This window comes from Lachnoclostridium sp. An196 (assembly GCF_002160135.1).
Taxonomy (GTDB): Bacteria; Bacillota; Clostridia; order Lachnospirales; family Lachnospiraceae; genus Hominiventricola; species Hominiventricola avistercoris.
Genome location: NZ_NFJZ01000008.1, coordinates 127,739 through 145,707 on the forward strand (window position 1 = coordinate 127,739; position 17,969 = coordinate 145,707).

Genomic DNA, 17,969 nt, shown 5'->3' on the forward strand with positions numbered 1-17,969 from the left:
AAAACAATATGGCACTACAAGATAAGAAGATCATGCCTCCCCCTTGGCTGGCCCACCGGGAGATCGAGCGATACTCCATTGGCTGGCGCATGGGCTATGGGGAGGATTACATAGACCGATTTGGCGATTGGCTGGACACCCTCTCCCCGGAGGAGCGGACGGAATACCGCACTCTCTTTCCCGAGCCAGTGACCTGGAAGGGCTGGTGGGATGACGAGGACAGCAGCGAGGTGCTGGAGCATGGTGACTTCTTGGTGGATGCGTGGCAGCCGGAGGGCCAGCCCAAGTACACCCGCCAGTGGCTCCAGCAGGAGTTTGCTGCGGGGAGAACGCGAGAGCTGTGCCTGTTCTGGGGCCATCAGCCATCCGAGGACGGCCAGCTGACAAAAAGCTGCCTCAGCCAGTGGTGGATGGAGGACTTCTATACGACGGCTGACTCCTACCTCTGCATGGAGCAGTATATGATGGCTGCTAAGGCCGAACTGTTTGGCGACAAAGAGATCCGGGACCAGATTTTGAAATGCAGCGACCAAAAGCAGATCAAGGCCCTGGGCCGCAAGGTGCGGGGCTTTGAGCAGAAGGTATGGGACAAGTTCAAGTACGCCATTGTGCTGCTTGGCAACTGGCACAAATTCAGCCAGAACCGCGAACTGCGGGAGTTTCTCCTTTCCACCGGGGACAGCGTGCTGGTGGAGGCCAGCCCCTACGATGCCATCTGGGGTATCCGCCTCGCGGCCAGTTCGCCGGAGGCCCAGGACCCCATGAAGTGGCGGGGACAAAACCTGCTGGGCTTTGCGCTGATGGAGATGCGGGACGAGCTGCGCAGAGTGACACAGAATGAAATGCTTTGCGATTGGAGTATGGTATGGCAACAATGAAACTCTATGAACTGGTCAACCACTACCACATCGGCACGGAACTGACCTGCGCCGAGGCCATGTTCCTGGCCTGCAATGAATATTACCACCTGAATTTATCTGAGGAGACACGGAAGATGTTCTCCGTCATGGGACTTGGGATGCAGACTGAGCAGTCCTGCTGCGGCGCCTTCACCGTGGCGGTGGGGATCATCGGTCTGATGACCGCCAAGGAGGGCCAGACGGATGTGGACAACATGGAAGGCTACCAGATGATTGCTGAATTGACGGAGTTTATGCTGGGCTTCTATGGAACGCTCCACTGTGTCGAGCTGCAAAGGCTGGAGATCGTGGGCTACGAAAACCCCTGCCACGCCATTGTGGAGGCGCTGGCCAAAAAGCTGGAGGAACTGCTGGCGGGCCGCAGGATCTTTTGCCCGGCAAACGGAGGACAACTGAGCTGCTGATGTGCCGGAAAGCGAGGGATTACATGAAAGACTTTTCCCAATACGGAAACAGACCGGACGACCAGTGGGAGATGCTGCCCTGGATACCCGATCCGCGCCCGCCCTTCAAAATTTGGGTCAAGCCGGAGCAGATCGCGCCATTCTTTCTCATTCCCCACCACCCCTATGCGATCTCCCTTCTGCTGAAAATCAGCGATAGGTTCCGGACAGAGGAGTTCTGCCGGCTGGGACTGACCGGCAGCAGCGAGGACTGGGAGCGGCTGGTCCAGGGCGTGATACGGGAGTTTGAGGAAAACAACAGCGGTGTGGGTCTGTTTCACTTCGACTCTGACGAAGATGTGTTCTGCGTGTATTCCCAATACATCGACGATTTGATGATGCTGGCTAAAATGATCCGGGCGGCCTGTGCTGATGAAAAAACGATGGGGATGTATCTGAACATGAGCGAGGCAGCGAAAGCATGAAAGAGCTGACCACACAAACAGGGATCATCGTAAAATGCAGGAAAACGGCCATTGAATTTTTCCAAAATGCTCAGTCAGCGGATGCCTTTTCTGTGCTGAAGATCCCGGAGAGCTTCCAAGACATAGCAGTTGAGTTTTATGATTTGGTTATGGAAAACGATCACCCCACGGCCCTGCTGGGTTGCCGGGGCGATTACGATATTGCGATACAGATCGATGAGGTAACTGGCACCATGACGGGGTGGCATTGGTTCAAATGAGGGAAATGGAATGATCGAGTACATCAAGCTCTTTTGGGAGGACGCACCAGAGGGAGAGCCGACCATCATCCTCTATGAAGTGGATACCGAAAATGCGCGGCTGGCCCTCCGCTCCATCGACATCTTTGCGGATGGCAGCACCCGCAACATCCCTGACCTTTACGACGGTGTCATCGAGATCACGCCGATCCCCACCGTGGAGGAATTGAACGCCCATGTCTGGGGCGAGGAATTCCACACCTGCATCATAGAGCAGGCGGAATTTGAGGCCATCTGGGAAAGCCACACCTATGATGGAGCATGAAAGGAACCAGGAGGAGACACTATGAACAAACCTATAAAAGGCAAAAATCTGCCGTTGTTCCCCATCATTGACCTGGACCAGCTGCGCCGGGAAAACCGTCTGGAGGGCACAGAGGTGACAGACTTTTTCACGGCAAGGGATGGAAAAGTCTATCTTCTCATGGAACAGCCGTCCGAAACACAGGGTAAGGACTGGCTCAGCACTCCTTCCACCTATACCGCAGTGGAAATCCAGCTGGATTGGGCGGAACAGCGGGTGCTGGAAACGACGCTGTTTCCTCTTGGCCTCTTGAAGTTCCAGTTCCATTATTTGCGGCCCGCAGGTGATCACTTCCTTCTGCTGGGGGCAAGATGCGCCTATCGGAAAAACGGCCCTGACCAGAACGCCTGGATCGTCAGCCGGGATGGAACTGTGCTGTCCCGTTTCTGCCTGGGGGATGGCATTCAAGATTGTGTGGTAAAAAAAGATGGCACCATCATTACCAGCTACTTTGACGAAGGTGTATTTGGTAATTACGGTTGGGATGAACCTCTGGGTGCTTGCGGCCTGATTGCATGGACATCGGAGGGAACTCCTCTCTGGAAGAATGAGAAGTATTCCATCTATGACTGCTATGCCATCAGCCTGGACGAAGAAGAAAACCTGTGGTTCTATTATTACGATGAATTCCAGCTGGTGCGGACGACCTTCAAAGAGGATCTTGTGTTTGAACTGCCAATCGAAGGAAGCGGAGCTTTTTCTGTTGCCCCGTCTGGTGATACTTTTCTGTTTCAGGGCGGGTATCAGGAACATAACAAATTCTACTTCCTTACCGCTCATGGTGATCGCCTTGAGCAAAAGCGGGAGGCTATTCCCACCTGTGATGGAAACAAAGTCGCTGTGGAGCAGTGCAGCCTGCTTTGCAGCCAGATGCTGTTCCTCGGGAAAAACGGCGTTCTCTATGGCGGGGTACTTGGTGAAAGCGAGGAATGACAATGGTTGAAATCAATCGTGTCTGGCTCAATGTGGATACAGACACCAACAAAATCACACTATTCAGCCGTCCCCGTGTATCCATCCGTGTAGATGAGTACATTTGGAGCTTGATCGAAGAACATATCGTGAAGCCCCATAAGCTCATGCGTAGTGAAAAGCACAAGTATCTGCTGAAAATTGCCTTTGGCCGATTTGATTCGGTGCGGCACCGGTATTATCCGCTTTCCCCGTACAACGGGCCGCTTCGGGAAGGCGTCAAGCCGGACAGCGCAAACGGATGGTATCCCCGTGAGGACTTTGCAGACTCTGAGGAACGCACCACCTGGTTCTCTCCCGATAAAATCTGGACAAACTGCGGCAACAAGGTTCTGGATGTCAATATTGATGCCGCCAATGTGAGCGAAAGCATCACCCCCAGAGAATACGCAGACTTGCTGTTCGATGGGATTGGGGCCGCATTGGTGTTTAACTTCAAAAGGCTCAAGCGCGAGGAGCTTGATGGGCTGAAACTCAAGATTGACTGGAGCGTGGTAGAGAGATTTCCCTTTCCTGCGCCCTTTGAGGATCAGCAATACATTGGGGATGAAGGCAAAATTCATGTGTATTCCTGGGATGGCCGGCAGGAAACGAACCTTGTAGGTCCTTATTCTGTGCGGGATTTATATCTGGAGCATTTCGGAAAATAGTTGGGAGGAAGCTGATGAAACAGACAGATATTTATACTGAGGCTCTGATCTGTCTGCGCTCAATCCTTCAGGCAGACCATCCGGAATTCAAGAACTGGATCGACTGGTTGGAGCGGGACATTCAGGACTGGAACCAGCGGCGGGAGGTTGCCCATCATCTTCGGGCATACGGTGGTATGGGTTCATTCAATGATCTGCCCAGTATGCGCGGAAATCACGACTACATTTTTGACTTTCTAAAGTCTGTGTGCTATGCCTTCGGCCATCTTTATGCCAAACGGGAAGGCATTTCGCCAGAGGCATTGATGGCGGAGTGCCTCCACGATGTAGAGCAGGCAGCCTATCACCCCCATAAGGCACTGAACCAAGCCATTGCCCAACACTTGATGCAGGGCGATCTACAGGAGAATCTGGATAGGCTGTAGGAGGACTTGCTATGAACGAAAGACTATTTCGTACCCAATTCAATCAAATGGAAACCACCGAGAAGCAGGCGCTGATGGAAAGCTTGGCTACTCGTTATGATATGACCTTTCTTGGCCTGCATACCTTTGACCGCTGGGGCCAGAGCAGCACCACCGGCATATTCGAGAAAGATGGCCGGGAGTATGTTTTCGTTCCCGGCGATACCGTCACCCTGGGCTGGGAACGGTTCGCCGTCGGGCTGGATCAGGACAGCCGAGAGGAACTGGACTATCTGTTCCAGGAATGGGAGATGGAACAGGACCCAGAGGAGATGATCCGGGAAAGCATGGCTCCCGTTCGGCAGGCAGCTATTGGCCCTATGCTGGTGGGCCGGGAGTTGGAGGAACTGTGCTGGGAGCCGGTCACAATGGCCGATCCCAGATTGACCGCCCATCCTGACTGGCTGAAGCAGTTCCGGGAGTTTGCCTGGAGCGACCTTGACAGCCTTACTATGCACCAGTCAGCCCGCATTGAGCGGACGGAAAAGGGCTTTCAGATCTGTATCTATAACCGCACTGATTACGATGAACTCCTTGCCGGGCTGGAAAAGCAGGGGCTTTCGTTGCCTACAGCGGACGAGTGGGCCTATCTGTGCGGCGGAGGGTGCCGCACCCTGTTCCCCTGGGGGGATGGAATGGACTACTCCATGCGTTTGCACTGGTTCGAGGACACGGAGGAGGACGAGGACCGGCCCTACGACATGGAGGAGCCCAATTTCTTCGGCCTGTCCATCGCCTATGACCCCTATATGCGGGAGGTGGTGAAGGCCGGGCAGCTTACCACTTGCGGCGGGGATGGCGGGCGCAGCATCTGCGGCGGACTTGGAATTTTCCTCGGTTTCTTGCCCTGTTCGCCCCACTACAAGCCGGAAGTGCAGGAAGACAAGGAACTAAACGGCGACTATGACTTCTACCGGCCTATTATCCGGGTGGAGGCAATTTGAGAATGCGGAGGGCACCATGAGAGAAACAACACCCGATCTTACAAGGATCAGCAAGTATATCAGCTTGATCCTTCGGCACAAGCCGGAGGTTATTGGGATCAAGTTGGATACCCATGGCTGGGCGGATGTCAATGCGCTGCTGGCGGGTATCAGCAGAAAATACCCCATCAACCGGGACATTCTGGAGGAAATCGTGCGGAGTGATGAAAAGCAGCGGTATTCCTTCAGCGAGGACGGGACAAAAATCCGGGCCAACCAGGGCCACTCCATTCAGGTGGATGTGGAACTCCCCGTGACTGAACCACCGGAGACGCTGTACCACGGAACAGCCCAGCGGTTTGCCGCCTCCATCGAGGTCCAGGGACTGCTTCCCCAAAGCCGCCTGTATGTCCATCTGTCCCCAGATCCCGAAACCGCCGAAAAAGTAGGCCAACGGCACGGCCAGCCTGTGATTTACCTGGTGGATGCCGGACAGATGCACCGCGACGGATATCTCTTTTATTTATCCGCCAATGGAGTGTGGCTGACAAAGGTGGTCCCTGCTCCGTACCTGAAACGCTTAGAGGAGTGAATGCCATGCGTACCGCGTATGGTACAGACAAGGTGAACAACACGCTCCGTCTTCTTTAAGAAAGAAAAAAGTATTTGGAGAACGACAAAATAATATTTGAGATGGAGATTAAGAGCTAATATGACAGATATTCACGACTTAGTGCCAAAAAGTAAATTTGATAGTTCAAATATAGAGAGGCTAAAACACCTTACTGACAATGAGATTGAGCCGATATTACCCTCTCTTTTGGGGTGGATACAGGACTGTAATTGGCCTGTTGCTGGTGATATTTTGCCGGTGCTCGCTTTACACCAATCAGCCCTTGTCCCTTTAATTCATAGAGTTTTAAGTCCACATGAAAAAGACGACATATGGAAGTATTGGATTATCACCTGTCTGGCACCTCTTTTTTCCGATGAGAGCATAAATTGTATTCTCTCAGATATACAGAGGATTGCAAAAAGTCCTACACAGGGCGAATTAAGAGAAGAAGTACATGAAGCCGCTGTTATCTTCTTGCAGAACAGACTATCAAAAACAGGTCGATAACTTCCCATTTATCGGGGAGATAGCAAAGCCAACCGAGCCAGCAACGGTCAAGATGAACTGCACATTTCATGAGCCGCCGCTGACAGCCTCGACTGTCTTTGCTGATAGGCAATCAAGCCGGTCTTTCGGCAGATGGCAGATATCAAAAAGGAAAATCTGGACACTCGGCTGTGAGACCGGTGTGGAACTTACTACTTACAGAAAAAAGGATAAAGGAGGCGTCAATATGGATGTCGTGAAACTCCCCAAAAAAGTCCGTATGGTCTGCTATGAGATCATGGATGGCAAAGAAGAAGCCTTGGACACGCTGGAATCCTTTGCCGATAAATACCCCCATCAGGTAGCAGCGGTCAAGGCCGAGGTCGCCTATTTCAACCTGGACTATGAAAAGGCGCTTGCTTTGGATCTGACCATCCTTCCCTGGCTGGAGGAGTGGTATTACAGCAATGTGAGCGATGAACACATGATTGCCATGACGGTGGCCGCAATCCAACTCCACCGAGAGCAGGAGCTGATTGAGGCGCTGACGAAGGAGCAGATGCGCATCCGGGCTGAGAACGGCCTTTCCCAGCGGGATCGGTTCTGTGACATCCTGATGGATTACCTCAAGCGGGGCGTGATGCCCTTTGCGGACAACGACAAGAACTACCCCTACCATGAACCGGAGGAACCTCAAACGAAGGAGCAGCTCTGGGCAAAGCTGGTGGAACAGAATAAAAAGCTCTCGCCGGACGATCTCGATGCCAGGCGGAAGCTCTACAACCACTGCTGTATGTTCGGCACTGCCAAGGATGCGGTGGAGCTATTCGAGGAGATTCAGGGCGTGCCCATGGCGGACTCCTCCTATCGGGACGCCATCGCTCGCTATCTCTACTTGGGTGAACGGGAGAAGGCGCTCCAGACCGCGGAGCGGCTGGCGACATCGCGGCTGTGGGCGGTGGCCGGGCCGACCCAGGTGCGCCCCATGTCTTTCTTTGGGGATCCGAACCTGCGGGAATTCCTACTGGAGCCGGAATCCCTCCGGCGCATCCGGGAAGCTGCCCTCATTGATAACGGGGATTTGATTCGAAAGTAAATTGCTTGGAATTGGAGGATCTGCCATGAGCAAGGAACTGGAACTATATAAAGCATTTATTGACGGCCTTGTGGAGCGGAAAGACAGCATGACGGCCCTGTGGGTCAAGGGCGATGGCTTTCCTAAGACAGAGGACAACAAGGCGAAAAATGAACTTCTCGCCGCACTGACCCCGGAGCAGAAAGGTGTGCTGGCTGAGATGCTTCAGGACGAACATATTGCGGGTATCCACGATACCCTTGCATATATCAATGAGATGATGGATCTGGAGGGGCTGGAGCTTCATCAGGACGGTGAATCCTATCCCAACGACTATTTTGAGAGCCTGCACTATGACTTCATCAGCCGTTGTGACGGAGATGAGTGGCCGGAATAAAAGGAGGCGTGACAGATGTATATCAAAAAATACTGGGGCAACTTTATCGGAGGCTCGGATGACAGCCTGAACCTTGTGGCCTTTTTGGTAGATCAGAAGAAGGAGGAGATCCCCCTCAGCGAGATCTTCGCCAAGATCGGGCTGGACAATCAGAACTGGGACTTCCGCCAGACCGTGGAGTATCTGGAGTTTACACACTCCGATGGCGTGGAGATGGACTTCCACTTCGCCATTGATGTGGTCACTGATCTGGCCGCCATCCTGCTGGAGTGCAGCGTCAGCGGCAGTGTAAACCTTCAGGATCTGGACGAGTACAACACCCCTGCCCGCCGCATCCGCATCACCGTCACGCCAGAGGAGCATGACGCCATGAACAAGGCACTGGCGGATTTTGCCCAGAATCCGCTGGAATATGACCTCAGTGAGATGATGGACAACGAGGAGATCCAGGAGATGGCTCGGGATGTGGAGGCGCTGCGGAAGGAGCTGTACGAGGCCGCTGGCCGCAACCGGGACTACCATGTGAAAGCGGAGGATGTAAAATCTCTGCTCCCTGACTGGAAGGGTGCCGATGGCTGCATTGCCACCAACCGTATCACGGTGGAGGGCTACAAGGTCGGCTACTGCTACCGGGAGAAGCCGGACGGCGACTGGGACAGTGGCTGGCGCTTCACCGCCGGTGATGAGAGTGAGGAGTACATGGACGATCCGAACAGTGCCGGGATTTACAAGCTGAACACAATCTGCAACGACGATTCCGACATCATTCCTCTGCTGAACACCCCCGCCCCCTGCGCCTTTGAGCGGGATGAGAACGGCGTGTTCCAACAAATCAAAGACTGGAAACCGGATGAGGACGAGGAGGACCCGGATATGGATATTTTGAAGCAGTGCCAGAAGTGGCATGAGAACAACGAGCATCACAAGATCATTGAAGCACTGGAGGGCATTGAGGAGCGCACTCCGGAAATGGACAGCCAGCTTGCAAGGGCGTACAACAACGAGGCAGATCACAGAACGCCGGAAGGCAGAGCTATGCTCAAAAAGGCCATCGCTCTCTTGAAACCTCATGAGGAATACTTTGAGGGAGACTACTACTGGAACTTTCGCATGGGCTATTCCTATTACTATCTGGATCAGGAGGGCCGGGCTCTTCGTTACTTTGAAAAGGCATTGGAGGCCCGCCCCGACGACGAGGACACCATGCAGCTGATCGACGGGTGCAAGAAGGGCATTTCTCTGCCGCAATTCTCGGATTGCTTCCGGGAAAGGACAGAGGACTGGTGGGAAACCTTTGCCGAGATGGAAGCAGAATTGCGCCAGATGATGGATGAGGACAAGGATCACACCCGCGGTGCAGAACTCGTGGCCCAAATGCAGGAAACTCTGAATCTGGTCTTTGATGAGATCTCTTTCGAGATGGGTTTCAACGGCGAAAAGCATGAGTTGATCCTCACCCCGGAGGGTGACAAGGTCAAGCTGTTTGAGCTGATTTACTTCCAGAAGCACGCCCCCAAGGAGGTGCTGGAGCACTGGAACATCCTGGTGGGCCGTCAGCCCCTCCAGAACATCGGTCTGCGTACCGAGGATGGATGGGACATCTCCGGGGATGATGTGCAGATCTGGCTGGAGGAGCAGGGTGAAAACAGCTTCGCCATCTCCGCCTACTGCGAAAAGCTGCTGCCCATGCTCCGGGAGGCGGAAGGCCGGGTCTGGTGGATGCTCACCACCCTCACCGACCAAGTGCTGGGCGAGATCTCCCACATGTGGTACATTGATGACTTCAATGTGCTGGAGGAGCCCAAGGCGGAGCAGTCATTCCTCCTGTCCCAGCTGCCTGACAAACTGAAAGAAAAGGGAGCGAACCTTTCCACCGACCCAGAAGCCTATCTGAACAGCTATCTTGGCTACAAAATGGAACCCAACAAAGACCCGGAAGCCGACTGGCGGCTGGATGTGATGGCCGGCTCCACCAACTGCGTGCCGCTCATCAACGGCTATCTGGATGCCGACAATGACTTCATGGACGCGCTCCATGCCGACGGCGCAGTGGCGGGCTTCTTCTGCTATCCCCTGGATACCCTCCGGGAAGAAGAAGGAACGGATAAGATCTTCGACTTCCGGGACAAGCTGGAGGAAGTGTTCACCACTGGCGATGGCCCGGAGATCCTCACCCTCACCGGCGGAGCCACCGGACTTTTCTGCGGCTATGTGGACTTCATCGCCTGGGACATCCGGGCTGTTCTGCAGAAGGCCAAGGAATTCTTTAAGGACAGCGACATCCCCTGGGCCACTTTCCACACCTTCCGCCGGGAGGCAGGCACAGTGAACCTGAAAACGCCGTCCGAGGAGGAGCAGGCCCCTGAGCTGGACGAGACGCTGACGGGCATGGACTATATCTCTTACACCCCGCAGAACGAAGAAGCATTTTTCCAGCAGCTGGAGCAGTGGAACGACGAGGACGAGTACACCCGTTGCATCCAGGCATTGAATGCCATCCCGGAGGATCAGCGGAACTACCGCACCGCCTTCGCCCTGGCACGGGCGCTGGAGAACTACGCCATCATCGGGGACCACGACGAGGGTACTCCTAACTATAAGGGAGATAAGGCCCTGCACCGAGCCATCGAGGTGATGGAGTCTGTCCGAGAAGAAGGACAGGATAAGGCTCCGTGGAATATGCGCATGGCCTATGCCTATCAGTATCTCTATGGTCAGGAGGAAAAGGCCATCCCCTACGCCCAGAGGTGGGCGGAGCTGGACCCGGAGGACGAGAATGCCCCAGCGGTGATCCAGGAGTGCCAGAAAGAAATCGCAAAGCGGGCCGAGGCAGAGTCCGAGGACGAGAGTGACCACACAGGCGTCTTCACCGGCTTTGTGCTGCTGTCTAAGGCAGAATGGGATAAAAAGCAGTTCATCCGGGATATGAAGGAAAAGTGGGACATCGCCGTGGATGAATATGACGCCAGCGAGGAGAAGGACGATGACGCGCTGGTGTTTGAAGTAGGCGATATGCTCGCCGCCGTCAGCCTGAATAACTATCCCATCCCCGGAGGCGAGGCCGAGGGCAATGCGGAAAACAACTATATGTGGGAGGATGCGGTCAAGGTAGCCAAAAAGCACCGTGCCCACCTGATGGTAGCAGTGCTGGGTAAAGAGGAGGATTTGCTGGAAAAGGGCAAGCTGTTCACCAAGGTGGTTGCCGCCTGCTGCCGCCAGGAATATGCCACCGGCATCTACACCAGCGGCGTGGTGTTTGAGCCCCGGTTCTATGAGGGATTTGCCGACATGATGCAGAAGGACGAGCTGCCCATCTTCAACTGGATCTGGTTCGGCCTCTGGCGTGATGAGAATGGCATGAACGGCTACACCTACGGCATGGCGTCGTTTGGCAAGGACGAGATGGAGGTGCTGGGCACCGATGCTAAGCCGAGCGATCTGCGGGACTTTTTGGCCAGTCTCGCCTCCTATGTGCTGGAGAACGATGTGGAACTGCACGATGGAGAGACCATCGGTTTTGCGGAGGATGATAAGCACACCATCACCCGCAGCCCTGGCATCGGACTGCCGGAGGAGCAGATGACCCTGAAAATCTCCTGGGCGTCATCGGACGGTGACCCTGACGATGATGACGATGACCCGGATGGCGAAGCGCCCGAGGATGAGGAATCCGGTGTTCCCGAGGTCTACACCGAGGAAGAAATGGAAGCTATCGAGGGGCACATCCAGCAGTATTTCGGTGAGTTCGAGAATGTGTTCCATGAGCTGTCTTCGCCGGACATCCATGTTGACATCTGCGTGGTGCCGCCCTCCAAGGAACGGAACTACTACACCCTGGTCACCATGGGTATGGGCGCTCACCGGATGAATGTGCCCGAAGAACTGGCGGAATACAAGCTGGAGCGGGCGGAACTGGCCATTGCGCTGCCAGGGAACTGGAAGCTGAAGCGTGAGGATCTGAAGAATGAGCGGTGGTACTGGCCTATCCGCCTGCTGAAAACCCTGGCCCGCCTGCCCATTGCCAGCGATACCTGGCTGGGCTTCGGCCATACCATGGACAATGAGGAGGACTTCGCAAAGGGCACAAAGCTGTGCGCCGCCATGCTGACTGGTCCCCAGGACACCGAAGATGGCAGCGAGGTCTGCATCCTGCCGGGCGGCGAGGAGGTCAACTTCTATCAGGTGATCCCCCTCTACCGAGAGGAATTGGAATATAAAATGGAGCATGACGCAGATGCTCTGTTGGACAAAATGGACGGCATAAGCTTTGTGACTTACAATACCCGTCCCAACGCCATGACCATGGGCAAACTTGGCAGTGTGGAGGACGGCGGCGTGATGGAAATGGATTGCGCTGACTGGCACCTGGAAACCATTCAGGAAAAGAATCTGCCGGTGGATGAGCTGAGCGCCTACAATCACATGGCCATTTACCTGCGCTGGTGCATGGAGCATGACCTGATGGGTGAAGAATTCCTCGCGGAGTACAAAGAGGTAGTAGAAAAGGTCAAGGCTGATCCTGCCGGCGTGGATCTGCGGGCGTTTATCCGGGATGAACTGGACGGGCAGCTGGTGGGCCCGATGTTTAACAAGATCGGCCGAGCCTTTGCCTCCTACTACTATGGGGAGCCGGACAGCCCCTATTTCCCCAGCGACATCGACGACTATGCCATTGGCATCATTGGGCAGGAGCGCAATTATTCCGACGAGATCCAGGACGAAGCCTATCTGTTCATCCCCTTTGACGAGGACTACTACCATGCCATGGCAGAGGTGATCGAGGAACGCTTCACCAACTGGCAGGGACAGGACTTCGACGAGGACACACTGGAGCCCTCTGAACTGGCTGAGGCGTTGATGGAGTATCTGGACTGTGAATGCACCTATTTCCCCTCCATGAAGGACGATGATCCCATCATGTCGGCATACAGCTATGCCAAACGGGAAAGTGTCAAAGAAGGCTTTGTGCCGGTACTCATCAAGGCGGATGACGAAACGCTGCTTGAGTGTCTGGTGATGAACGCCGACCCGAAGAATGATGCAGACATTTACGAATTTGACCTCAAAACTGTAACGGAGTACCGGAAGAAGATGCTCTCCACCTCCGTCAAAGACGGAAAGGCGGTTTTGCAGGAATTGACCGGCCAGCGCAAGGAAGAAGCCGAGGATGACGATATGGACTGGGAGGAGGAAGTCCTGGGCGAGATGGAGGGCGGAGAACCAAACGACCGCTTCTCCAGCTACTGGGATGATGATACGGAGATGACCTATCCGCTCATCCTGGCCAAGATTCCGGTCAAGAATCCCTGGGAGATCTTCGCGTACCTGCCCTTCGGAAACTGGAACGACTGTCCCGACACACCGGACCTGATGGCTGCGGCCAAATACTGGTTCGAGCAGTACGGCGCGGTGCCTGCCGCGATGAGTCACGATGAGCTGGAATTCCTGCTTCCGGCCCCCGTCCCCAAGGAGAAGGCCATGGACACGGCGGTGGAACTGTATGGCTTCTGCCCGGATCTGGATCAGAATGAGGATGGAAGCATTGGCTCCTTGGCAGATGCCCTGTGGCAGTCCTCCGTCTGGTATTTCTGGTGGGATTGATGGGAGATTGTGACCATGAACGAATACCTGAAGCAATATATTGAACTCCAAAAGCAGTTTCGAGAGACAAAAGGAAATCCGGACAGTGTCCGCGCTCTCTATACCTTCAAGGAGAAACTGGAGCAGTCGGAAGACAAGCAGGCCAAGGAAGTGCTGGTGGATGTGTATGATCTGCTGGACTTCAAGAAGGATGCCTACGAACTGCTCTGCCAAATCGGAAATCGTTCCGATAAAAAGACACTCAAGCGGCTGGACACGCTGAAGGAATATGCGGAAAACTGGGGCAATCATTATGCCCTCCCCAGACCCAAAACGCCGGAGGAGACGCAGAAAGAGAAGGAGCGGCAGGCCCAGCTGGGCCTGCCCACCTTCCGGTATCACCCCAACCCTCTGGAAACCGGCGCTTTTGAGGAGTCCGCGGATGGCGTTGCCTGTGACTGCTGCGGCAAGACGACCCATATTTTCTATACAGGCCCCTTTTACGCTGTGGAGGATATTGAGTATCTGTGCCCGGAGTGTATCTCCAGTGGCGAAGCAGCCCGGAAATATGACGGCTGCTTCCAGGACGATTGCTCCGTGGACGATGGCGTGGAGAACCCGGCCCAGTTGGACGAGCTCATCCACCGAACTCCCGGCTACTCCGGTTGGCAGCAGGAATACTGGCGCGCCCACTGTGGCGACTACTGCGCCTACCTGGGCCCTGTGGGTGCCAGAGAACTGTGGGCGCTGGGTGTGCTGGAGGATGTGATGGACGATCCCATGTGGGACGATGAGCAGAGGGAAATGATTCAGAAATCCGTCAATGGCGGGCATCTGCAATGCTATCTGTTCCAGTGCCTCCACTGCGGAAAACATCTGGTCTGGATGGATTTTGATTAAGAAGGAGGTGCCTGCGCCAATGGAAAAAACCTTCCTCAACCCCGCCACAAGCAAGCAGTGGCGGATTGAAATTGACGGCCTTGCTATCCGAACCTGCTTGAATGGCGGGAAGGTCAAGGAGATCCTGTGCGACTCCACCTTCCAAGTCAGGAGCAAGGCGTCCAGCGCCATGATGGGCCAGATGCGCAAAGGATTCGTCTATCAGAATCCGGATGCCGCTGTTGGGCAGGCGCGGTGCCATCGGTTTGTCGGAAAGGACAGCAACGGTTTTATGCCCCTGGCTACCACCCTCACACGGGATGACTTCTTCCTGACGAGGGTGGCTGGCGATTTCGAGGACGAGATCCTTTATCACTTCGATGGCAGCGGGGAGATCCTCGAAACAGTTTCCTTGGGTGCCAAACGGATGACCTATGAGCAGGTCCTCTGCCCCAATGATACCCTGCTGCTGAACAACAGCTATCTTCTCCAGCAGTTTTCACTCCACACCCATGAGATCACGCCCTTTTCCAACAAGAAAAACAGCATGTGGACTATGCTGGACCAGAGCGGTAGCCTGACCTTGTGGTACACAGGCGAGGAGATTGTCGTCTTTGACTTTGGCAGCAACACGGAGGTGTGGCGGGAAACGGTAAAATGCAAGAAGTCAAAAGATCCGAATTTTGCCTATTACTGCTTTGGAATGCTCTCTCCCCGGCATAGCAAAGCGGCCTACCGCGTCACCGATGGTGAGTATGTGCTGGTCGATCTGAAGTCCGCCCAAAAAGTAGTGATCCCCAATGCAGGCTGGCATCCTTTTTTCTCTCCGGATGACCAGTGCTTCTCGGTGGGCGGCAGGTTCTATCTGACCCAGACCGGAGAGGAGATAGCCAATCCTTTCCCGTTTTCTGTCCGGCAGGGGCTGAGTTTTTCGGATACCTGCTCGGTGAGGACAAGGGGCAGCCTGATGGCCGTTCAGCAGGATCGTGGCAGCTCCCCCATAGAACTGTGGGATACCGGAAGCGGCCAGTTGTTGGCCACCATTGATGACCCCTTTGTGGTGCGGCAGGTGAATTTTGCCTTTACCCAAAGCGGGCTTGTCCTGCACACCGATTACGGGGCCATGAGCATCTATTCCTGCGCCCTCTGAAACGGAGAAGTGACCTATGGATCATGATAGGAAAGAGCTATTGGCTCAGAAAAAAGCGCAACTCAAGAAAAGGCAGAAAAGAGCAGAAATACAGCAATACAAGGACCGTCTTACAAAAAGCATTGAACATTTTTCTCAAAAATACCGATGCGCGGATGAAGCTGAAGTGCTCAAAATTGAAACCTTTATCTCAAAACTCAATTTTGAGCAGCCGGGGCAGCTGGCGATCCAAGAAGTTTGCCCATATCCCCATGGGAATGTCTACTTGTGCTTTTTAATGGGAACAGACGCTTTATTTGAGATTTATGTATTTGGCAAATATTCTGACATTATGAGCGATCATGATGCATGGGAAGTTTTCAGTCCATACCTGTTGCTTGTGGACGAGGATTTTATTCATTACACTTATATCAACGATAATGGCGAAGTCATGGAATCACAAGTATCGTGATGGCGGAGAAAGAGCGTGGACACCTATGAACAAAGAATCATTGACAGAAAAACTCCTGGACTTGGCTGAGGGACGGGAAACACCTGAAACCTGGCAGAACTGGTGGGACGAACATGAGACGGAGTTGGAAACCCTGCTGAGTCGGGGCGAATTTCTGAAGCTAAAGCCCTGCCGGCATGGCTTCCAGTGGGTCCCGGTGTTTGGCAGCCAAAAGGGAGCCATCACCATTCTGGAAAAGAGCGGCATAGCATTTGAAGCCAGCAATCTCTACCAGGAGCGGTATCTGGCCGAGCTGGACGCTTTCTGCAAAGAACAGGAGCGGGTGCAGCGGGAAAAGCAAGCGAAATTCAAGGCCGACAACCCGGAGATGTTTCGACGCTACCCCAAGTTCTCCAAGACGCTGGCAAAGGTGCTGGACACCTCTGATGAGATCAAGCCCGCCGCCACGGAGGAGCAGATTGGGACTCAAGAAAGCGTGCTGGACTTCACGCTCCCGTCCCAGGTGCGGGAGTTTTTCCTGCTGACCGCAGGTATCAATGTATCCACAGGCGTGATCCTTACCCTTTCCGGGATGTTTGATCTGACCATCCATGGAGAGCGGTATTGTGTGCTGGGCGAGTTCTGGAAAGAAGCGGATGGCGACCAGCTCCTGCTCCGCCCCGGAGAGGAAACCATCTGGTACTACGCCCATGAGCAGGACAAGGTAAAACGCCTCTGCAATGATATGACAGAACTGCTGGAGAAGAAACTGGCGAGGTATCTCAATGAGCAATAAAAACAATGCGGCGGTTGAGATTGGAACGGTAAATGAGTGAAGGAAGGTGGCAACATGGAGAAGAAGGATTTCCCCAAGGGAACCAAGCCCCGCGAGATCTTCGTCTATACCTGTGAGCGGATCGCGGAGCCCTTGATCCCGCTGGGTTACAAATACCGCAAGAGCAAAAATGACATCTACAAAAAAGACGGCATCTTTGTGTTCTCCTTTTACTTTTCCCCCTCCATCCGCTTTGGCTCCACCACTTTTACTGCTTTCTTCGATGTGAGTTCCCCGGTGATTGCCCAGTGGCGCAGTGAGCAGGAAGGGACGGAGGATACCTATGATGGTATCGTGGGTACCTCCATCGCCCGACTGACCCGCCGGTATGATGACTTCCCCCGCTATGAGGTATCTACTCTGCTGGAGCGGGAACGCTCCATCCAGGAGATTTCCGGGCAGATCCAGGACTATGCACTACCGTTCTTTGCCCGGTTTTCCGACTTGTCGAAGCTGTTGGACGATGTGGAACGGGAAGGGTTCTTTCCCCATCGGAAGGGATTCGATGTTCCAAAGCGGAATCGGGAGTTCATCGAATGCTTCCGGAAGTATCTCCAAAAGCAGTAATCGAATGGGCTATCATACTGGACAATAAATTGGAACTTTTAGAGGTGTATTATGGGACTGTTTTTGAAGAAAAGGGTCGAAATGCCGGATAAAATCATTTTGGGGAATACGGAATTTGTATTTGACCGCAAACTCGGCTTTCATGTTGGAGAATGGACCGTATGGGATAGAAAGACTAAAATTCTCCTTGAGTTTCAGAGCACAGAGGGAAATATAGGCGATATCGTTTTGGAAAAGGTAAATTGGGTCAATGACCATAAAGATACCATTATCCGAGCATTTTTGGATGAGAACGATGACTGTATAGACGTCGTGAATGAAATGATCGAAGATGGAACGCTGGAAGCAGATGGGAAGATTTCAGAAGAGGAGTTTGTAAAAGCACTGTTTGTAAACAATGTAACGGTATTTGTAAATGGAAGTGAAACTGGCTTTTACATCGATTTGGATGCGGAACCCGACTATTTCATGGGACATTTAGTTTGTATCGAGGTCGACTGCAAATATAAAATTGTAGTCGGCGGATTCAACGGATAACACTTCAAACACAAAAG

The 17,969-nt window shown here is 53.8% G+C and carries 20 protein-coding genes; all 20 read left to right on the forward strand.

Going from position 1 to position 17,969, the window contains the following annotated elements:
* Positions 1 to 8: 8 nt before the first annotated feature.
* The 20 genes from B5F29_RS10720 to B5F29_RS10815 all read left to right on the forward strand — a co-directional run bounded on the left by B5F29_RS10720 (position 9) and on the right by B5F29_RS10815 (position 17,952).
* Positions 9 to 878 carry an NADAR family protein gene (locus B5F29_RS10720; protein ID WP_087154628.1) on the forward strand — a complete coding sequence of 290 codons (870 nt, stop codon included), beginning with the start codon at positions 9 to 11 and terminating at the stop codon, positions 876 to 878.
* Positions 866 to 1,324 (forward strand): C-GCAxxG-C-C family protein, encoded by a 459-nt coding sequence (locus B5F29_RS10725; RefSeq protein WP_242955642.1) that lies wholly within the window; start codon positions 866 to 868, stop codon positions 1,322 to 1,324. The genes B5F29_RS10720 and B5F29_RS10725 overlap by 13 nt, the downstream gene beginning before the upstream one ends.
* Before the next feature lie 23 nt (positions 1,325 to 1,347).
* Positions 1,348 to 1,788 carry an immunity 51 family protein gene (locus tag B5F29_RS10730; protein WP_087154681.1) on the forward strand — a complete coding sequence of 147 codons (441 nt, stop codon included), beginning with the start codon at positions 1,348 to 1,350 and terminating at the stop codon, positions 1,786 to 1,788.
* Positions 1,785 to 2,048: a S6 modification enzyme RimK gene (locus B5F29_RS10735; RefSeq protein WP_087154630.1), complete on the forward strand. Its 264-nt coding sequence runs from the start codon at positions 1,785 to 1,787 to the stop codon at positions 2,046 to 2,048. The genes B5F29_RS10730 and B5F29_RS10735 overlap by 4 nt, the downstream gene beginning before the upstream one ends.
* A gap of 10 nt (positions 2,049 to 2,058) precedes the next feature.
* Positions 2,059 to 2,352 carry a DUF6881 domain-containing protein gene (locus B5F29_RS10740; RefSeq protein WP_087154631.1) on the forward strand — a complete coding sequence of 98 codons (294 nt, stop codon included), beginning with the start codon at positions 2,059 to 2,061 and terminating at the stop codon, positions 2,350 to 2,352.
* 21 nt (positions 2,353 to 2,373) lie between these two features.
* Positions 2,374 to 3,324, forward strand: a complete 951-nt coding sequence (locus B5F29_RS10745) for a hypothetical protein (RefSeq protein ID WP_087154632.1) — start codon at positions 2,374 to 2,376, stop codon at positions 3,322 to 3,324.
* Positions 3,325 to 3,326: 2 nt separating this feature from the next.
* Entirely contained in the window at positions 3,327 to 4,013 is a 687-nt protein-coding gene (locus B5F29_RS10750) for a hypothetical protein (protein WP_242955643.1), read from the forward strand.
* 14 nt (positions 4,014 to 4,027) lie between these two features.
* Positions 4,028 to 4,438: a DUF6966 domain-containing protein gene (locus B5F29_RS10755; protein ID WP_055270441.1), complete on the forward strand. Its 411-nt coding sequence runs from the start codon at positions 4,028 to 4,030 to the stop codon at positions 4,436 to 4,438.
* An 11-nt stretch (positions 4,439 to 4,449) separates the two neighbouring features.
* The gene (locus B5F29_RS10760) at positions 4,450 to 5,421 is read left to right on the forward strand and encodes a hypothetical protein (protein WP_087154634.1); all 972 of its coding nucleotides are present in this window, start codon (positions 4,450 to 4,452) and stop codon (positions 5,419 to 5,421) included.
* 16 nt (positions 5,422 to 5,437) lie between these two features.
* A complete protein-coding gene (locus tag B5F29_RS10765; RefSeq protein ID WP_087154635.1) occupies positions 5,438 to 5,992 on the forward strand; it encodes an RNA 2'-phosphotransferase in 555 nt (184 codons plus the stop codon).
* A 120-nt stretch (positions 5,993 to 6,112) separates the two neighbouring features.
* Positions 6,113 to 6,523 (forward strand): DUF5071 domain-containing protein, encoded by a 411-nt coding sequence (locus B5F29_RS10770; RefSeq protein ID WP_087154636.1) that lies wholly within the window; start codon positions 6,113 to 6,115, stop codon positions 6,521 to 6,523.
* A 181-nt stretch (positions 6,524 to 6,704) separates the two neighbouring features.
* On the forward strand, positions 6,705 to 7,598 hold the full coding sequence (locus B5F29_RS10775) for a hypothetical protein (RefSeq protein WP_242955644.1): 894 nt from the start codon (positions 6,705 to 6,707) through the stop codon (positions 7,596 to 7,598).
* Between the two features lie 25 nt (positions 7,599 to 7,623).
* Positions 7,624 to 7,974 carry a DUF6547 family protein gene (locus B5F29_RS10780; protein WP_087154638.1) on the forward strand — a complete coding sequence of 117 codons (351 nt, stop codon included), beginning with the start codon at positions 7,624 to 7,626 and terminating at the stop codon, positions 7,972 to 7,974.
* Between the two features lie 15 nt (positions 7,975 to 7,989).
* Positions 7,990 to 13,575: an immunity protein Imm33 domain-containing protein gene (locus B5F29_RS10785; RefSeq protein WP_087154639.1), complete on the forward strand. Its 5,586-nt coding sequence runs from the start codon at positions 7,990 to 7,992 to the stop codon at positions 13,573 to 13,575.
* 15 nt (positions 13,576 to 13,590) lie between these two features.
* On the forward strand, positions 13,591 to 14,454 hold the full coding sequence (locus B5F29_RS10790) for a CbrC family protein (RefSeq protein WP_087154640.1): 864 nt from the start codon (positions 13,591 to 13,593) through the stop codon (positions 14,452 to 14,454).
* Between the two features lie 19 nt (positions 14,455 to 14,473).
* Entirely contained in the window at positions 14,474 to 15,583 is a 1,110-nt protein-coding gene (locus tag B5F29_RS10795; RefSeq protein ID WP_087154641.1) for a hypothetical protein, read from the forward strand.
* A 16-nt stretch (positions 15,584 to 15,599) separates the two neighbouring features.
* Positions 15,600 to 16,034 carry a hypothetical protein gene (locus tag B5F29_RS10800; RefSeq protein WP_087154642.1) on the forward strand — a complete coding sequence of 145 codons (435 nt, stop codon included), beginning with the start codon at positions 15,600 to 15,602 and terminating at the stop codon, positions 16,032 to 16,034.
* Positions 16,035 to 16,059: 25 nt separating this feature from the next.
* Entirely contained in the window at positions 16,060 to 16,809 is a 750-nt protein-coding gene (locus B5F29_RS10805; protein WP_087154643.1) for an SMI1/KNR4 family protein, read from the forward strand.
* A 54-nt stretch (positions 16,810 to 16,863) separates the two neighbouring features.
* Positions 16,864 to 17,415: a DUF4304 domain-containing protein gene (locus B5F29_RS10810; RefSeq protein WP_087154644.1), complete on the forward strand. Its 552-nt coding sequence runs from the start codon at positions 16,864 to 16,866 to the stop codon at positions 17,413 to 17,415.
* Positions 17,416 to 17,466: 51 nt separating this feature from the next.
* A complete protein-coding gene (locus B5F29_RS10815; RefSeq protein ID WP_206414207.1) occupies positions 17,467 to 17,952 on the forward strand; it encodes a DUF2262 domain-containing protein in 486 nt (161 codons plus the stop codon).
* The last annotated feature ends 17 nt before the right edge of the window (positions 17,953 to 17,969 follow it).

Excerpts from the sequence above, each read along its gene's own strand:
- B5F29_RS10780 (WP_087154638.1), top strand. The coding sequence starts at position 7,624 with ATGAGCAAGGAACTGGAACTATATAAAGCATTTATTGACGGCCTTGTG.
- B5F29_RS10810 (WP_087154644.1), top strand. The coding sequence starts at position 16,864 with ATGGAGAAGAAGGATTTCCCCAAGGGAACCAAGCCCCGCGAGATCTTC.
- B5F29_RS10805 (WP_087154643.1), top strand. The coding sequence starts at position 16,060 with ATGAACAAAGAATCATTGACAGAAAAACTCCTGGACTTGGCTGAGGGA.
- B5F29_RS10740 (WP_087154631.1), top strand. The coding sequence starts at position 2,059 with ATGATCGAGTACATCAAGCTCTTTTGGGAGGACGCACCAGAGGGAGAG.
- B5F29_RS10785 (WP_087154639.1), top strand. The coding sequence starts at position 7,990 with ATGTATATCAAAAAATACTGGGGCAACTTTATCGGAGGCTCGGATGAC.
- B5F29_RS10725 (WP_242955642.1), top strand. The coding sequence starts at position 866 with ATGGCAACAATGAAACTCTATGAACTGGTCAACCACTACCACATCGGC.
- B5F29_RS10755 (WP_055270441.1), top strand. The coding sequence starts at position 4,028 with ATGAAACAGACAGATATTTATACTGAGGCTCTGATCTGTCTGCGCTCA.
- B5F29_RS10795 (WP_087154641.1), top strand. The coding sequence starts at position 14,474 with ATGGAAAAAACCTTCCTCAACCCCGCCACAAGCAAGCAGTGGCGGATT.
- B5F29_RS10745 (WP_087154632.1), top strand. The coding sequence starts at position 2,374 with ATGAACAAACCTATAAAAGGCAAAAATCTGCCGTTGTTCCCCATCATT.
- B5F29_RS10750 (WP_242955643.1), top strand. The coding sequence starts at position 3,327 with ATGGTTGAAATCAATCGTGTCTGGCTCAATGTGGATACAGACACCAAC.
- B5F29_RS10790 (WP_087154640.1), top strand. The coding sequence starts at position 13,591 with ATGAACGAATACCTGAAGCAATATATTGAACTCCAAAAGCAGTTTCGA.
- B5F29_RS10760 (WP_087154634.1), top strand. The coding sequence starts at position 4,450 with ATGAACGAAAGACTATTTCGTACCCAATTCAATCAAATGGAAACCACC.
- B5F29_RS10765 (WP_087154635.1), top strand. The coding sequence starts at position 5,438 with ATGAGAGAAACAACACCCGATCTTACAAGGATCAGCAAGTATATCAGC.
- B5F29_RS10730 (WP_087154681.1), top strand. The coding sequence starts at position 1,348 with ATGAAAGACTTTTCCCAATACGGAAACAGACCGGACGACCAGTGGGAG.
- B5F29_RS10800 (WP_087154642.1), top strand. The coding sequence starts at position 15,600 with ATGGATCATGATAGGAAAGAGCTATTGGCTCAGAAAAAAGCGCAACTC.
- B5F29_RS10770 (WP_087154636.1), top strand. The coding sequence starts at position 6,113 with ATGACAGATATTCACGACTTAGTGCCAAAAAGTAAATTTGATAGTTCA.
- B5F29_RS10735 (WP_087154630.1), top strand. The coding sequence starts at position 1,785 with ATGAAAGAGCTGACCACACAAACAGGGATCATCGTAAAATGCAGGAAA.
- B5F29_RS10720 (WP_087154628.1), top strand. The coding sequence starts at position 9 with ATGGCACTACAAGATAAGAAGATCATGCCTCCCCCTTGGCTGGCCCAC.
- B5F29_RS10815 (WP_206414207.1), top strand. The coding sequence starts at position 17,467 with ATGGGACTGTTTTTGAAGAAAAGGGTCGAAATGCCGGATAAAATCATT.